Here is a 15,481-nt window from a genome sequence, read left to right on the forward strand (position 1 = left end):
CCTGGCAGCCACCAGCGACACAATTGCGCTTGCCAGCTATGCGGTGACCGTCTGTCGTCGGTTACGCGACGACCAGCAGCCCGGGATCGTTGTCCTCGCGGCGGCGGGCCGGCGCGGTGGCCCCGGCCGGCTCCTCGACCCGCAGACCCCGGGCGCGCACCTGGTCTGCCACCCGGGCCAATGCCGAATCAACGGCGCAGAGAGCGACCGAGAGCTCGCTGAGCTGGGCGCGCAGCGACTCCTCCGGCCACGCGGAGACGTCGACGTCCCGCAGAGCACTGACGGCGGCGTCGAGCCGCGCGATCACCTCGTTCGTACGCATGTTCGAAACCCTAGCGGACGGTTCCCGCCTCGCGCAGCAGAATCGCCGGATTCGCCACCGCCGTCAGCAGGAACGTCTCCGCCAGGCAGACCCGCTCGAACTCACCCAGGTGCAGGCTCTCATTCGGCCCGTGCGCTCCGGAGTACGGATCCTCCACCCCGGTCACCAGGATCGCCGCCGCCGGAAACATCTCCTGGATGGTGGCGATGAACGGAATCGACCCGCCGACCCCGATCTCCACCGGCACGGTGCCGTCCCAGGCAGCCGCGAACGCCGCCCGGGCCGCGTCGAAGTACGGGCCGGTCGCGTCGATAACGCAGGCGTCACCGTCGCTTTCCAGGCTCACCGCCACCTGCGCCCCCCACGGCGCGCGCGCCTGCAGGTGCGCGGTCAACGCCGCGTACGCCTTCGCCGGGTCGTCGCCGGGTGCCAGCCGCAGGCTCAGCTTGGCGCGGGCTGCCGGCACCAACGCGTTCGGCGCACCATCGGTGGCCGGAGCGTCGATGCCCAACACCGCCAAGGCCGGCTTGGTCCAGAGCCGGTCGGTCAACGCCCCGGTGCCGGTGAACCGCACCCCGTCGACCATGCCGGCCTCGTCGCGCAGCCGCTGCTCCGGCAGGTCCACCGCAGCGCCGGTCCGCCCGAGGAGGCCCGGCACGGCCACGTCACCGGCGTCGTCGTGCAGGGTGGCCAGCAGCCGGCAGAGCGCGGTCAACGCGTCCGGCACCGGGCCGCCGAACATGCCACTGTGCACCGCCTGGCGCAGCGTGCGGACCTCGACGAAACAGCTGACCAGGCCGCGCAGCGACGTCGTCAACGCCGGTACGCCGATCTCCCAGTTGGCCGAGTCTGCGATCACGATCACGTCGGCGGCCAGGGCGTCGCGGTGCTCGTCGAGCAGGTGCGACAGCGACTCGCTGCCGTACTCCTCCTCGCCTTCGACGAAGAGCACCACGCCGACCGGCAAGTCGTCGCCGTACGCCCGCAGCGCGGCGATGTGCGCCATCACGCCGGCCTTGTCGTCGGCGGCACCACGCCCGTACAGCCGGCCGTCCCGCTCGACCGGCTCGAACGGGTCACTGGTCCACAGTGCCAGGTCACCGACCGGCTGCACGTCGTGGTGGGCGTACAGCAGCACCGTCGGGGCACCCGGCGGTGCCGGCCGCCGGCCGATCACCGCCGGCTGCCCGCCGGCCCGCACCACCTGCACGTCCAGCCCGCAGCCTCGGGTTAGCTCGGCCACCGCCTGCGCGGAACGTTCCACGTGGCTGTGATCGAAGCCGTCGAAGGCGATGCCGGGGATCCGGATCAACCGTTCCAGGTCGGCGCGGACACCCGGCAGTTCCCTGGCGACGGCAGCCCGCAGGTCTGCGATGGTGGGGTTGGCAGCAGTCATCCGACGATCGTAGGCTCCGGGCATGTCGAGTCGCGCCCGCCCGGCTGAGGCGGCACACTGGCCCGATGGACGGCACGACGACCCCCGAAGCATGCAACTGCCCCGGCTGCAGCGGAGACGCCGACGGCATCATCGCCACGATGCTGACCAGCGCCGCTGACCTGATCGGCGACGAGGATCCGCTCACCGCCGAGATGACCGGTGCGATGTTCGTCGCGATGATCGACGACGCCCCGGACCCGGACGGCATCAGCCCGATGAGCCACGGCCTGATCCCGCAGCTGGCCGCCCAGGGCGGCACCGAGGCGCTGGCACTGTTGGCCGCGATCGCCGCGGTGGCCCCGCAGCCGACCGCCGACGTCGCCACCACCGCGATGAACGCGCTCGCCGAGTCCGGCACACCACGACCCAAGTGGGCCGACGAGATCACCGACGAGGTGACCGTCGGAGACTGTTGGCGACTCGACGACACCGGCGGGATCATGACCGTGTTCGCCGTCGGCTTCCAGCGGGCCGGCCGGACGCACGCGATGATGATCTTCGTCGACCACACCGACTGCGGAGCCGCCCAGGACATCGCCCTGCTCGACGGCGACAAACTGCCCGACGCACTGGACAAGCTGATCGAGACTGTCGGCACCACCCAGATTCGGCTCGATCCGGCCGACCTACGCTGGCATCTCGAGCAGGCGCTCGACGCCCGGCAGGTGCACGACGAAGACGACGCGGATCTCGACGACGAGGAATTCGACGACGACGAGCTCGACGGCGGCCTGTCGACCGGTGACGACTTCCTGATCGACGACGGCACGGACGACGACCTGGACGAGGACGACGGACCGGACTACCCGGTGCTCGCGACCCTGCTGCGGGCCCGGCTCGCGACGATCCCGGCATCGGACCGCCCGGCCGCCCCGCATCACGACGATGACGACGAGGTGATCGACCCGGCGGCCCTGTTCCCCGGCCTGCTCGGCAGGACGCCCGCCGCGATAGGCCGAGGTCGCCCCCGGTCGGCCCCGGCCCGCAAGCTGCCGCCGAAACGGAAGAAGTCCCAGGGGCCGGCACCGGTCTACCGACTCGGCGTGGAACTGGCCGGCAGCGAGCCGCCGATCCGGCGACAGGTGGAGGTGGTGGGTGACACCCCGCTGGAGACCCTGCACTACGTGATCCAGTCGGTGTTCGACTGGGACGACAGCCACCTGCACCTGTTCGAGACCTCGTACGGCGAGTTCGCGCCACCGGGAAACCAGACCAGGCATCCCTCGGAGCGAAAGGTCACCTTGGAACAGGTCGCCGCCGCCGAAGGCGAAACGTTCACCTACCGGTACGACTTCGGCGACGACTGGGAGCACGAGATCACCGTCGTGGCGGTCACCGACCGCGACCCGGCGGCCAGCTACCCCCGGTGTACGGGTGGCGAGCGGGCCGCGCCGCCGGAGGACTGCGGTGGGGTCCTGGGCTACGCGAACCTGCTCGACGCGGTGGCCGACCCGACGCATCCGGAGCATGCCGACCGGCGGGAATGGCTCGGTCTCGACGAGCGGCAGACCGCGTTCGACCCCGAGCGCTTCGACGCCGACCGGGTCGACCAACGCCTGGCTACCCTGCGCTGACCCGCAGCCGGCCCTGCCGGTCGCCCCGCTGGCGGCCGGCACGCTGGCGGCCGCAGGCCAGGTCGACAGGCCGGCGGCCCGGTCACCTATTGGGGCCGGCTGCCGGGCCGGCCGGTGCTGCTGGCCGCACTCGCCCAGGAGCGTGCCCGCCCGGCCGCGCCGCTGGCCCACTCCCCCATGTCCGCGGCGCCGGTGCCGAGCCGGCGCAGCAGCCCGACCAGCGGATCCTGACTGCGGCCGAACTCCTCCCGGTACGCCTGGGCGGCGGCCTTGATCTCTTCGGTCACCGAGGCGGTCGAATCGTCGTCGCGACGCGGATACTCCCCGGCCAGGACCTGCCCGTAGCCACCGGAGTCGATCCACTGGCGCAGCGCCGCCGCCCGCGCCACCGGCACCGGATGGGTGCTCCACGCCGTCATCCGCAGCTTGTGCATACTGTCGCGCAGGTCACCGCCGCCCTCGTACTCGGCGGCCTGCTCCAGGAAGGCGGCCGTGTCGATCTGGCTGAGGTCGCCGCCACCGGCCAGCTTCATCAGCAGTCGCAGCGACGCCGCCGGGTCCTGCCCGGCGAGCAGGCCGGCCCGGTCCCCGGATAGCTCCGCCTTACGCCACCATTCCAGCATCGCGGCGATGATCGCCCGCAGCGCGATGGCCCCGACCGGCAGCCAGCTCAGGTTCGCCGCCCAGCGGGTCAGGATGGCGAGAATCGTCTGGTAGACGGCGTGCCCGCTGCGCACGTGACCGAGTTCGTGGCCGAGCAGCGTACGCAGTTCCTCGTCGTCGAACTGCTGCACGCAGGCGGTGTTGATCACGATGAACGGCTTGTCCAGGCCGATCGCCTGGGCGCCCAGCACCGGAGACTGGGTGACGAACAGCTCCGGCAGCTCCGGCACGTCGAGGGTGGCCGCAGCCTCGGCGAACAGCCGGTGCACCCGCGGATACTGCCGATGGTCCACCCGGACCGACGAGGCCAGGTAGGAGAGCCGGAACGCACGCTCGTTCCACATCCCGAAGAACGTTTTGACCACGTCGTCGAAGCCGCGCAGCTCGCGCAGGGCGGTCAGCGCGCCCCGGTCGGCCGGGTGTTCCCAGGCCCGGGAGCTGATCCCGGTCAACGCGATCCGCCGTCGGGCCGGCGGGCTCGCCTCCTGGCCGTCCGGCTGCGCCGGGTTGCTTGCTGGAATGTCCCGATCGGCAGGCGTCGTGGCGCTGTCGTCGTCTGCGGTCATCTCGGGCGCTCCCGGGTCGGCTGAGTGGCCTACCTAGCCGATGGTGCCCCACCGGCGCCACCGGCGTCTACGTCGACCGGCCGCCGATCCGCCGGTACGAGCCCGACTCCGCAGGCAGTGGCGCTGCTCCGGCCACCAGCAGATCGACCGCGTCAGGTGTGCCGTCGGCGGCGAAGAACCGCTCCTCGGCCTTGCGCCAGCGGTCCAGCACCGGCTGCATCGCCGCACCGTCACGGACCAGCGACCGGGCCAGGCACACCGACGGCGGCGCGGTGACGAAGACCGACAGCGTCGCGGTCGGCCGGATCGCCGCCCGCGCCGCGCTCACCCCTTCGAGCACGAGTACGCCCGGCGGCGCGACGGTGATCCACTGGTCGCCGAACCGCTCGGTCGCCCAGTCGTAGCGGCGGTAGCGGGCCGGCCGGCCGACGCGCAGCGGACTGAGCACCCAGTCACGCAGCCGGGGCCAGAAAGTGAACTGGTCGAGCCAACCATCGAGCAGATCGTCGGTCCGCACGACCGCCACTCCGCAGGCGACTGCCGGGCGGGCTGAACCGGGCGGCCACGCTGATTTAGTCGACCACGCCGGCTCAGTCGACCACGCCGGCTCAGTCGACCAGGCTGACTCAGTCGACCATGCCGGCTCGGTCGGCTCGAGTGCCGCGCAGGCGACGGCCAGCCGGTCGGCGAAGGTCGACTTGCCGGCCCCGCTCGGGCCGTCGACCACGACGAGCCGGACCCGGCCGAGGCGGGCCGGCCCCGCGTACACCCGCCGGGCCAGCCCTTCGAAACTCTCGACCGTGCCCGGTCGGTCAGCCGAAATCGAACTCCCCGTTCCTGGCCCCGGCGAGGAAGGCGTCCCACTCGGCGCGGGTATAGATGATGATGGCCGCGCCAGGCGCCTCGCTGTGCCGCACCGCGATCCGCCCATCCGCCAGCGCCCCCGCCTCCACACAGTTGCCGCCACCGCTCGCGCCTCGGGCGCTGATCCGCCATCTGACGTCGCTGAGCTCGTCAATCACAATTCCTCCAAGATCGTTGAGATCAGCCGATCTGAATCGGCCTCCGGGAGCGCGACCTGGCGCAGACGATCGTACGCCTGCACGAACCGGGTGGACTTGGGCCATTCGAGGAACAGTCGGCCGACCAGCCCTTCGACGTAGGCCACCTCCGGATACGGGTGCGGCATTCCAAAGAGCGTGAAGCCGCTCTGCGCGCTGATGTGTCCGCCGACTGCGGTCGGCAGCGCCCGGATCGAGATGTGCCGCTGGCTGGAGAGCTACCGAAGGCGATCGAGTTCGGCCCCGCACGACCTCGGCACTTCCGACCGGATCCGCCTTACCAATTCAGCAGTTGTCTACCACATGGGACCATGATCAAGCGACTCCAGCCAATGCGCTGAGAGCACACTCAAGGTGTGTCCGGAGCTCCCGGCGCGCCCGGCGGGATGAACGGCAGCCCAGCCGGCGGGCCGCTCTCGATCAGCCGCCACAGCGCGTCGGTGTCCAGGTTCTCCTCGACCAGGTCGGCGAGCAGGTCGAGCCCTTGCTCACGCAGCCCGGCGAAACTGGTGTCCGGCGCGACCGTGAAGCCGGGCCGGCCGGCCTGGCGGGCCACCTCGTCGAGGTAGCGGCGCCGGAACTCGTCGGACTCGAACGCGCCGTGCCAGTGGGTGCCGCAGATCGACCCGACCCGCACCCCCTCCGTACCGCCTGAAGTGCTGTTGCCGGTGTCGGTGATCAGTGGCGGGGTCGACGGGTCGGCGTGTGAGACGTACCCGTGGTGGATCTCGTAGCCGCGCACCGGGACGGCGCCGTACGCGCGGCCGGCACTGCGGGTGACGGTCTTGCGGGCGGCGAAGGTGACCTCGATGGGCAGCAGGCCGAGCCCCGGCGCACTGCCGCGCCGGCTCTCCACCTCGTCGTGGATGGCCCGGCCGAGCATCTGGAAGCCGCCACAGATGCCGAGCAGTGGACGCCCGGCGGCGGCGTGCGCGGTGACCGCGTCGGCCAGGCCGGTGCCGCGCAGCCAGGCCAGATCGTCCACGGTAGACTTTGTGCCCGGGACGATCACCAGGTCGGCGGCGACGACGTCGGCCGGGTCGACGGTCAGCTGGACCCGCACGCCGGGCTCGGCGGCGAGTGCCTCCAGATCGGTGGCGTTGGAGATCCGCGGCAGCCGGATCGCCGCGACCCGCAGCGTGTCGCGACCGTGGGGTGTCGTGGGCCGGCCGAGAGTCCGGCCGTACGCCAGCGAGTCCTCGCCGTCCAGCCAGATGTCCGGCCGCCAGGGCAGCACCCCGAGGGTGGGCCGGCCGGTGACCTGTTGCAGCAGGTCCAGGCCGGGGCGCAGCAGCCCCAGGTCGCCTCGGAACTTGTTGATCACAAATCCGCCGAGGTGTGCCTGGTCTTCGGCACTGAGCAGGGCTACGGTGCCGAACATCGCGGCGAACACCCCGCCCCGGTCGATATCGCCGACGACGATCGCCGGCAAGTTGGCGTGCCGGGCCAACCCGAGATTGACGAAGTCACCGGCCCGCAAATTGATTTCGGTGGGGCTGCCGGCGCCTTCGCAGATCACCACGTCGTATTCGGCGCGCAGCTCGGCGAGAGTGGCGTGCACGGTGCCGGCGAGGCGGGACCGCATTGTGCGGTAGTTGGTCGCGGTGACGGTGTCGACGGCTTCGCCGAGCAGGACGACCTGACTGGACCGGTCACTGCCCGGCTTGAGCAGTACGGGGTTGAACCGCACCTGCGGCTCCAGCCCGCAGGCGGCGGCCTGCATCGCCTGGGCCCGGCCGATCTCGCCACCTCGGCCGTCCGCGCCGATCACGACGGCGGAGTTGTTGGACATGTTCTGCGCCTTGAACGGGGCGACCCGTACCCCTCGGCGGTGCAGCCAGCGGCAGATGCCGGCGGTGAGGACGCTCTTGCCGGCGTCGGAGGTGGTCCCGGCGACGAGCAGCCCACCGCCGCCCACTCTCTCTCGACGATCTTGCACTTATCGACGGACATTCCGGACGAAAGCTCTCGATAACTGCAAGATCGTGTGGAGAGTGGAGGCGGCGAGGACGGGCAGGGCCGGTAGGACGACGACGGCGGTGTGGCCGACGAGGCGGGACAGGGTGGCAGCACGCTTGATCTGCCGGGGCGACGGGTGGGGTCCGTCACCGAGGTACGGACGCACCTCGGAGCGGCCGAAGTAGACGTTGCGGCCACCGAGCCGCACCCCCAACGCCCCGGCGAACGCCGCCTCACACTGACCGGCGTTCGGGCTCGGATGGTCGGCGCGGTCCCGGCGCCACACCCGCCAGGCCCGCGCCCGGTCACCCTTGACCGCCGGCGCCCACGCCACGGCGGCCAGGCCGGTCAGCCGCGACGGCACGAAGTTCAGTACGTCGTCGAGTCGCGCCGAGGCGGTGCCGAAACGCTCGTAGCGCGGCGACCGGTGTCCGACCATCGCGTCCAGGGTGTTCGTCGCGCGGTACCCGACCAGGCCGGGCAGCCCGGCAACGGCTCCCCAGAACAGCGGGGCGACCACGGCGTCCGAGGTGTTCTCGGCGACCGACTCGACCGTCGCGCGGGCCAACTCCGGCGCATCGAGGGCTGCCGGGTCCCGGCCACACAGGTGATTGAGGCGGCGACGGGCAGCCGGCACGTCGCCGTGGCGCAGCGCCCGCGCCATCACCTTCGACTCGGTCCGCAGGGTGCGACCGCCGAGCACTGCCCAGGTCGCACCGGCGACGAGGGCCACGCGGGCGGCCGGGTGCTGGCGGGTCAACAGCGAAGTGGCCGCTGCCGCGAGCAGCGGCGCACCGACCGCGACCGCCGTGTAGGCGGCACCTGCCCGACGGGTTGGTCGGTACATCCGACGCTCGACGGCAGCCGCGAACCGGCCGTAGCCGGCCACCGGATGCCAGCGGCGTGGGTCACCGAGCAGCGTGTCGAGGGCATAGCCGGCGGCCATCCCGCCGGCCGTGGCGGCGACGGCCGACAACCTGATCCTGCCAGCGCTGGTAGCCACCTCGGCAGCTTACGTGGGACGCCGGTCGGCCTCCGGCGCGGTGGCACGGCCCGCTTGCACCCGTGCCACCGCACCCGCTGATGCACACCGGTGCAGGATCAGACCGGCACGGCGGTCCGGCTCCGCGACCGACGGGCCCGGCTCGGCGAGGCTGGCTGCTCCTCGACCGGCGGCGGATCGGCCGCCGGATCGTCGGCAGCGGCCTGGTCCCCGGCAGTCTCGCGCTTGGCAGTCTCCTGCCCGACGCTCGCCTGTCCGCTCGCCACGTACATTCCGGCTTCGTCGTCGGACGGCGCCGGCGACCACGCGTCACCCAGAGTGTCGGGGGACTCGTCGCGGTAGCTGGCGTCGTCCCTGGTGTCACCGGTGTCCCTGGGGTTGGCCGCCGCAGCCGCGGTCGCAGCGGCGGTCGCCTGGGCGGCCAGGATGTCCACGGCCAGGGTGATCGGCCGACCACCCGGACGGTTCGGCTCCCCCTCGACCGGCGACGGCACCGACGGCTCCAGGAACATCGGGTCATCGTCGCCGTCGAACAGCTCGTTACGGGTCACCGGCACCTCGTTGGCCGGAACCTCGGCGGTGGTCTCACCCTGCACCCGCCGCTCCGGGTCCTCGCCGACGACCTCACTGGTCGCCAACGTCGGCCGGTTGCGCATGAACCGACCCTCGCTCCGACCCCGGGCCAGGTCGTGCCCGACCGCGACCGCCTCCATCTCGTACTGCACGCGGTTGTTGCCGTCGCTGTCCACCCAGTCACGGGTGTAGAGCCGGCCGACGACCACGACCGGGTCGCCGAGCATGATCGAGGAGGCGACGCCCTCGGCGAGCCTGCGCCAGCAGTTCACCCGCACCCGCAGGCTGTTGCCGTCGACCCACCGGTTGTTCTCCCGGTCGAGGCGCCGGGAGGTCGAGGCCACCTTGAAGTTGGCGACCAGGGTGTTGGTCTGGGTGGTCCGCCGCCAATCCGGCGCAGTCAGTACATTGCCAACAATCGTAACGTAGGTATCAAACATTGCATCTCCGCAAAGGGCTCGTGGGACTGGGCTGGACTTCCGAGTCGACTCGGCGTCCAGCCTCGCCCCCACGAACCGACCCCACCAGCACCAGCCGCGACCCCTGTGGACAACGCCGTTGGCTGTGGACAGACAAGAGCAGTCGCTGTCGATCTGCTATGCGCGACAAGGCCCGATCGGTGGGCTCAGCCGTGCAGGTCCGGGCCGGCGTTGGTGATGGTCACCCGGATCGCCACCCGCCTGTCGCGCTGCATCGCGGCCCGGTAGTCGTCCCAGTCGGAGTGTTCCCCGGAGATCCGCCGGTAGTAGTCGACCAGCACGTCTAGCGCTTCGGGTAGCCGTACCACCTCTGCCTTTCCGTCTATCTGCACCCAGTCGCCGAAGAACCGGTCGGTGGTCACGCAGAACGTCACCCGGGGGTCGCGGAGCAGATTGCGGACCTTGACCGCGCCCTCGCGGGTGCTCACCAGCACCCGGCCCACGTCGTCGACGGCGACCAGCACCGGGCTGGTCTGCGGGCGACCGTCCGCATGATGGGTGACCATCACCGCCCGGTGGTTCGCCCGCATGAACGTCGTCGCCCGTTCGAACTCCATGCCCGCCTCCTCACCACACACCGCCACTCGGCCAAGGGCGGTGTCAGATTCGATTGTGCGACGCGGGACGCGGTCCTACCCGCAGGTAACCAATAACGGTACGGTCGGAGTCGTGCAGCCTGACATCCTCGGAGCCCCGTACGAGCAGCAGGTCATCGAGCTCGACCCGGACGACGAAGGTCCGGTCGTCGCGACCCTGGTCCGCCGCCGCGCCGACCGCCCCACCGGGCGCGCGGTGCTCTACCTGCACGGATACATCGACTACTTCTTCCAGACCCACCTGGCCGATCACTTCGTCCGCGGCGGCTGGGACTTCTACGCCCTCGACCTGCGTAAGTACGGCCGCAGCCTGCTGCCGCACCAGACGCCGAACTTCTGCCGGGACCTCAGCGACTACTTCCCGGAGCTCGACGCCGCCGCCCGGATCATCCGCGAGCAGGACAGCAACGAGACGCTGCTGGTCAACGGCCACTCGACCGGCGGCCTGATCGCCTCGATCTGGGCGCACGCGCGAGCCGGCCACGCCGTCGCCCCGGACGGGCTGTTTCTCAATAGCCCGTTCTTCGACCTCAACGCGCCGTGGCTGCTCCGCCGGCCGGTGGCGGCGGCCATCAGCCGCCTCACCGGCCGCTCGCCCTACCGGGTCGTCCCGGTCGGCGTTTCCGGGGTGTACGGGCAGAGCGTGCACGCCTCCCAACGCGGTGAATGGGACTACGACCTGGCCTGGAAGCCGCTGGCCGGTTTCCCGGTACGGGCCGGCTGGCTGACCGCGATCCGGCACGCCCAGCGGCAGCTGCGCGGCGGGCTGCACATCACCGCGCCGGTCCTGCTGGCCTGCTCGACCCGGTCGTACCGCAGCCAGCGCTGGCACGACTCGGCGACGCTCGCCGACGCGGTGCTCGACGTCGAACACATGGCCCGCTGGGCACCCCGGCTCGGCCGGCACGTCACCGTCGTACGCATCGACGGCGGCATGCACGACCTGACACTGTCGCGCCAACCGGCCAGGGACGAGGTGTTCAGCGAACTGGACCGGTGGCTGCGTGCGTACTTCACCAGCGAACCGAGCGGCCCGGACCCCGGTCAACCGGCCACGGCGCAGCGACCGGTCGACCGCGGGCTGCCGGAAACCGACTGATCTGGAGCGATCTGCCTCGATCACCTCGCGACGCCAGCCCCATAGCCGCTCGTCACGGACACCGGCGGCTACTACTATGTGCACGCCGGACCGAAGATCGGCACGCGCCCGTAGCTCAGCGGATAGAGCAGGGGACTTCTAATCCCAAGGTCGTAGGTTCGAACCCTACCGGGCGCACCACCGTCACCCGAGCCAATCGATATGACCTAGGGTTGCGGAGTTCCCACGTTCTGGCTCGGCCACATCGAGGTGCCCCGACGGCGACTACCACAGCGACGGGTGCCGCTCGGCGGGGCGCACCACCGACGACGCTGACGGCGCGGGTTCCGGTCGGACCGAGGCGGCGCAGCGGCCGGTCGGTGACTGCCAGTACCGGACGGATCAGTACCGGTCCAAGGGCAATGAGCGCGCCGAACGCGAACGTGCCGACAGCGACGATGCGGAGCAACGCGCCGCCGGAGCCGTTCTCGGGCGACTGCCGCAGGTCGGCGAGCATCAGGGCTACGGCGCCGGCGGAGGCGGTGACGAACAGCAGCCCGACGAGTAGGTCCTGCGGTGATGCCGCGCTCGGCGGCGACGGCCAGAATGACGGTCAGCGGGCGGCGACGCCGCAACACCAGCATCGCCGCCATCGCGAAACCGCGTCGGGTCGGATCAGCTGGCCGTGAAGTCCTCGCCGAGCGCCGCCCGCAACCGTTGCAGCCCTCGCATGCTGGACATCTTCACCGCCGACGGGGTCATTCCGAGGATCTCGGCGACAGCGTCCACGCTCTGGTCCTCCCAGTGCCGCAGCACCAGGACCGCCCGGTCCCGCACCGACAGTTCGGCCAGCGCCCGAACCAACGTGACCTGCAGCTCGGTCGTTGCGCTCGGGGCGGCCGCTGCCGGCTCCGGTGGTTCGGCGAGCACCAGCTCGGTGCGGCTGCGCCGCTTCATCGTGTCGGCGACCGCGTTGATCAGCACCCGGCGGCTGTAGGCGTCGAGGTTCGCCGCCGGCCAGATGCGCGCCCAGGCGGCGTACATCCGGGTGAAGGTGATCTGGGTCAGGTCCTGCGCCAGATGCCAGTCCCGGCACATCAGGTACGCGGTGCGGCGCAGCCGGGGTGCCGCATCGACGACGAACGCGGTGAACGCCTCGTCGCGGGCTGCTCGCTGACCCCTGCGGGCCGCCGTCCAACGGGCCAGCGGACCACCGGCCGACTCAGCCTGCCTCGATGGCTCCGCCGCCGCAGCTGCGGTGGCCGGCGTCGCGGTCCGTACGCCGGTCACTCGCCCTCCCGCTGTGCCGACGTGCGGTGCGGACAGAACCGGCCGATGACTTCCTCGACGCCGGGCAGTGCCCGCAGGGTCGCGCCCACCTGCGGGTACGTCGCCGGGTCCGCCAAGGTCAGCCGGAACGACTCGGGGAACTGGTCGGCGGTGACCTGTTCGATCTCGTCAGCGGTATATAGCGAGAACACCTCGGCCGGCGCAACGCGGTAGTAGTCCAGAAACCGGTGGTAGGCCGTATAGCGGCTGACGTACTCGACGGTTCGCACCTGCGGGTCCGCGCGCATCGCCGCGTCGAGGTCGTCCCGCTGCGCGTCGGTGACCTGCTGGCTCAGAAAGACGGCTACCTCGGTGGCCACGTCGTCGGGGGGCACGCCCTCGCACAGCACCGGGGTCGACGACGGGATCGCCAGCTGCGCCGGCACCCGGGTCGGCGCGTCGCGGACCGGGGCTACCAGACCCACCGCGACGAGCGCCACGGCGACGACGGCCACCGCTGTGCCGGCGTAGCCCAGGTGTCGGCGGCGGCGCAGCCGGGTGCCGCCGGTCATCGCGGCGCGGGCCAGCTCGTCGGGTGCCGCCGGTGGCGGTTCGCCGTCCAGGGCCCGTGCGAAGTGCGTATGCAGATCGTCCATTTCCGCTCCTTCAGGTCCGTGCTGTCTCGTCGTAGGGAGGACTGGTCGGGCCGACGTCGCGGTCACCGACCTGGCGGATCGATCTGACCCGGCGATCCGAACGTGTTGTTAGGTGTCCGGCGGTGTGGATATCGTGCTGAGTCCCCTCCGGCAGGGCGTACCGTCTGCTCGACGATCAGGAAGGCTCCGATCTTGTCCTCCGCCACGCAGCCCGCCCCGTCCAAGGCCGAGCCGACGGAAGCCGCCCCGCCCGTGGCCGAGCCGACGCAGGCAGCGCCGGAAGCGGGAACGACGGAGCCGGCAACCGAGGAGCCGGCGACCGAGGTCGAGGTGACGGACGAGAAGGCAGCGGAGCCGGCGAACGGGGCGGGCGAGTCGGCACCGCCGGCGGAGCCGCCGCCGGCCGGCTGGCGTCAGCGGATACGGCGTACCGCCGGCCGGTCGGCCAACGGGCTGGCCGTGGCCGGGGTGCTGGCCGCGATGACGCTGCCGTACCAGTTGGATCTTGTAGTCCCGGCCGCGTTCGTCCGGATCCCGGTGGAGGCGATCCTGGCCGCGGCGCTGCTGTTGGTGCTGCCCGGCCGGGTCCGCACTCCGGTGGCGGTCGCCCTCGGCGCCGTACTCGGGGTCCTGGTCGTGTTCAAGGTCGCCGACATGGGCTTCTTCTCGGTGCTGGACCGCCCGTTCGACCCGGTGATGGACTGGGGGCTGCTCGCCGACGGGTACCGGTTCCTTGACGCCTCGTATGGCCGGATAGCAGCCGTCGCCGTCGCTGTCGGTGCCGTATTGCTCACCGTCGCGGTGCTGGCGTTCGCGGTGCTGGCGATGCTGCGGGTCGGCCGGCTGCTGGCCGGGCACCGGCGGATCGGCGGCGGGGCGGTCGGCGCGCTGACCGCCGGCTGGCTGGTGTTCGCCCTGCTCGGCACGACGGTGACGGTCTACGACAACGGGACCGTCTCGTTCGGGTTGCCGGTGGCGGACCGGGCCACCGCCCGGCTGGCGTACGACCATACGATGCAGGTCAACGCGAGTCTGCGGGACCGGCAGGAGTTCACCGAGTTGGCGGCGGTGGACGCGTTCCGCGACGTGCCCGGCGACGAGTTGCTGACCGCGCTGCGCGGCAAGGACGTGCTGTTGGCGTTCGTGGAGAGCTACGGACGCGATGCGGTGACCGCGCCGGAGTTCGAGCCGCTGATCGGCGATCTACTCGACGACGGCACGCAGCGGCTGGCCGCGCAGGGGTACGGCTCGCGCAGCGCCTTCCTCACCTCGTCGACGGTCGGCGGCAGTAGTTGGTTGGCGCACGCGACCACCCTGTCCGGGCTGTGGGTGGACAACGATCAGCGCTACCGCAGTCTGACCACCAGCGACCGGTTGACGCTGACCCGGGCGTTCGGCGACGCCGGGTGGCGGGTCTCCGGGTTCTTTCCCGGTAACAGCCGGGCCTGGCCGGAGGGGGCGTTCTTCGGCTACGACCAGGTCTACGACTCGCGCAACATGGGGTACGTCGGCGACAAGTTCAACTTCGCGTCGATCCCGGACCAGTACGTCCTGTCGGTGTTCGACCGCTTCGAGCGCAATGCCAACGACCAGCCGGTGATGGCGGAGGTGGCGTTGCTGTCCGGCCACGCGCCGTGGACGCCGGTGCCGCAGCTGGTCAACTGGAACACCGTGCGCGACGGTTCGGTCTTCGACCGGGAGGCGATGGCCAGTGGCCAGCCCACCCGCTCGGCCGCCGACGGACTACGCGACGACTACCCGAAGGCGATCGCGTACTCGCTGAGCTCGATCATCTCCTACATAGAGTCCGAAGGGGACGACGACCTGGTGGTGGTCTTCCTCGGCGACCACCAGCCGGCGCCGGTGGTGACCGGCCCGGGTGCCAGCCGGGATGTCCCGATCACCGTGGTGACCCGCGACCAGGCAGTGCTGGACCGGATCGCCGGGTGGGACTGGCAGGAGGGGCTGCGGCCGGACGCGCAGGCGCCGGTGTGGCCGATGGATTCGTTCCGGGACCGGTTCCTGGCCGCTTTCGAGTAGGCCGCTTCGAGTAGGCCGACCGTGTCGCGACCGGGCCATTAGCTGTCCATTGTTACCCGGCGATTTCCGACACAGCGGCCCGGCAAAATTGCCGGCCAACGGCCACATCAATCGGTGAACGACACTGTCTCATCCCTACGGACGATGTCCCCGGGCGCGCAGCGGGCCTAGCGTCGGTTCTCGAACCCCCCAAGATCCACGGCT

Annotated in this window: 13 protein-coding genes, 1 tRNA gene and 2 pseudogenes; 4 read left to right on the top strand and 12 right to left on the bottom strand. The window is 71.2% G+C overall.

The features are described 5' to 3' along the window. Positions 1 to 127: 127 nt before the first annotated feature. Positions 128 to 322 (bottom strand): annotated as a pseudogene (locus ACFHVL_RS15960) (hypothetical protein); the annotation flags it as partial. Positions 323 to 332: 10 nt separating this feature from the next. Beyond that, positions 333 to 1,718: a dipeptidase gene (locus ACFHVL_RS15965; RefSeq protein WP_416628680.1), complete on the bottom strand. Its 1,386-nt coding sequence runs from the start codon at positions 1,716 to 1,718 to the stop codon at positions 333 to 335. Positions 1,719 to 1,783: 65 nt separating this feature from the next. On the opposite strand from ACFHVL_RS15965, the gene ACFHVL_RS15970 reads away from it, so the two are divergent. Further along, positions 1,784 to 3,334 carry a plasmid pRiA4b ORF-3 family protein gene (locus ACFHVL_RS15970; protein ID WP_416628681.1) on the top strand — a complete coding sequence of 517 codons (1,551 nt, stop codon included), beginning with the start codon at positions 1,784 to 1,786 and terminating at the stop codon, positions 3,332 to 3,334. Positions 3,335 to 3,420: 86 nt separating this feature from the next. Here the strand turns inward: ACFHVL_RS15970 and ACFHVL_RS15975 are convergent, their stop codons facing one another. From ACFHVL_RS15975 to ACFHVL_RS16010, 8 genes and pseudogenes are all read right to left on the bottom strand, one after another. Then, positions 3,421 to 4,563, bottom strand: coding sequence for a M48 family metallopeptidase (locus tag ACFHVL_RS15975; protein WP_416628682.1), 1,143 nt, complete (start codon positions 4,561 to 4,563; stop codon positions 3,421 to 3,423). Positions 4,564 to 4,630: 67 nt separating this feature from the next. Next, on the bottom strand, positions 4,631 to 5,332 hold the full coding sequence (locus tag ACFHVL_RS15980) for a uridine kinase family protein (RefSeq protein ID WP_416628683.1): 702 nt from the start codon (positions 5,330 to 5,332) through the stop codon (positions 4,631 to 4,633). Positions 5,333 to 5,375: 43 nt separating this feature from the next. Continuing rightward, positions 5,376 to 5,585, bottom strand: a complete 210-nt coding sequence (locus tag ACFHVL_RS15985; protein WP_416628685.1) for a DUF397 domain-containing protein — start codon at positions 5,583 to 5,585, stop codon at positions 5,376 to 5,378. Continuing rightward, positions 5,582 to 5,827 (bottom strand): annotated as a pseudogene (locus ACFHVL_RS15990) (Scr1 family TA system antitoxin-like transcriptional regulator); the annotation flags it as partial. The pseudogene ACFHVL_RS15990 and the gene ACFHVL_RS15985, both read right to left, overlap by 4 nt. 146 nt (positions 5,828 to 5,973) lie before the next feature. Continuing rightward, complete coding sequence (locus ACFHVL_RS15995) at positions 5,974 to 7,542, bottom strand: cobyric acid synthase (protein WP_416628686.1); 1,569 nt, start codon at positions 7,540 to 7,542, stop codon at positions 5,974 to 5,976. 21 nt (positions 7,543 to 7,563) lie between these two features. Continuing rightward, complete coding sequence (locus tag ACFHVL_RS16000) at positions 7,564 to 8,529, bottom strand: cobalamin biosynthesis protein (RefSeq protein WP_416628722.1); 966 nt, start codon at positions 8,527 to 8,529, stop codon at positions 7,564 to 7,566. A gap of 155 nt (positions 8,530 to 8,684) precedes the next feature. Beyond that, a complete protein-coding gene (locus ACFHVL_RS16005) occupies positions 8,685 to 9,599 on the bottom strand; it encodes a single-stranded DNA-binding protein (RefSeq protein ID WP_416628687.1) in 915 nt (304 codons plus the stop codon). A 185-nt stretch (positions 9,600 to 9,784) separates the two neighbouring features. Further along, on the bottom strand, positions 9,785 to 10,195 hold the full coding sequence (locus tag ACFHVL_RS16010; RefSeq protein ID WP_416628688.1) for a PPOX class F420-dependent oxidoreductase: 411 nt from the start codon (positions 10,193 to 10,195) through the stop codon (positions 9,785 to 9,787). A 112-nt stretch (positions 10,196 to 10,307) separates the two neighbouring features. On the opposite strand from ACFHVL_RS16010, the gene ACFHVL_RS16015 reads away from it, so the two are divergent. Further along, positions 10,308 to 11,333, top strand: a complete 1,026-nt coding sequence (locus ACFHVL_RS16015) for an alpha/beta hydrolase (RefSeq protein ID WP_416628689.1) — start codon at positions 10,308 to 10,310, stop codon at positions 11,331 to 11,333. Positions 11,334 to 11,437: 104 nt separating this feature from the next. Further along, positions 11,438 to 11,513: transfer RNA gene (locus ACFHVL_RS16020), tRNA-Arg, on the top strand. 474 nt (positions 11,514 to 11,987) lie between these two features. Here ACFHVL_RS16020 and ACFHVL_RS16025 read toward each other — a convergent pair. Together ACFHVL_RS16025 and ACFHVL_RS16030 are read right to left on the bottom strand one after the other, a co-directional pair. Beyond that, entirely contained in the window at positions 11,988 to 12,602 is a 615-nt protein-coding gene (locus ACFHVL_RS16025; RefSeq protein WP_416628690.1) for a SigE family RNA polymerase sigma factor, read from the bottom strand. Continuing rightward, on the bottom strand, positions 12,599 to 13,237 hold the full coding sequence (locus tag ACFHVL_RS16030) for a permease-like cell division protein FtsX (RefSeq protein WP_416628691.1): 639 nt from the start codon (positions 13,235 to 13,237) through the stop codon (positions 12,599 to 12,601). The genes ACFHVL_RS16025 and ACFHVL_RS16030 overlap by 4 nt, the downstream gene beginning before the upstream one ends. 192 nt (positions 13,238 to 13,429) lie before the next feature. Here ACFHVL_RS16030 and ACFHVL_RS16035 point away from each other — a divergent pair, with 192 nt between their 5' ends. Next, on the top strand, positions 13,430 to 15,277 hold the full coding sequence (locus ACFHVL_RS16035) for a sulfatase-like hydrolase/transferase (protein WP_416628693.1): 1,848 nt from the start codon (positions 13,430 to 13,432) through the stop codon (positions 15,275 to 15,277). The last annotated feature ends 204 nt before the right edge of the window (positions 15,278 to 15,481 follow it).

The organism is Micromonospora sp. LOL_023, assembly GCF_048060115.1.
Classification (GTDB): domain Bacteria; phylum Actinomycetota; class Actinomycetes; order Mycobacteriales; family Micromonosporaceae; genus Micromonospora_E.

Bases quoted from the DNA above. Each gene is read 5' to 3' on its own strand.
- ACFHVL_RS15965 (WP_416628680.1), bottom strand. From the start codon at position 1,718: ATGACTGCTGCCAACCCCACCATCGCAGACCTGCGGGCTGCCGTCGCC.
- ACFHVL_RS15970 (WP_416628681.1), top strand. From the start codon at position 1,784: ATGGACGGCACGACGACCCCCGAAGCATGCAACTGCCCCGGCTGCAGC.
- ACFHVL_RS15975 (WP_416628682.1), bottom strand. From the start codon at position 4,563: ATGACCGCAGACGACGACAGCGCCACGACGCCTGCCGATCGGGACATT.
- ACFHVL_RS16000 (WP_416628722.1), bottom strand. From the start codon at position 8,529: ATGGCCGCCGGCTATGCCCTCGACACGCTGCTCGGTGACCCACGCCGC.
- ACFHVL_RS16005 (WP_416628687.1), bottom strand. From the start codon at position 9,599: ATGTTTGATACCTACGTTACGATTGTTGGCAATGTACTGACTGCGCCG.
- ACFHVL_RS16010 (WP_416628688.1), bottom strand. From the start codon at position 10,195: ATGGAGTTCGAACGGGCGACGACGTTCATGCGGGCGAACCACCGGGCG.
- ACFHVL_RS16030 (WP_416628691.1), bottom strand. From the start codon at position 13,237: ATGGACGATCTGCATACGCACTTCGCACGGGCCCTGGACGGCGAACCG.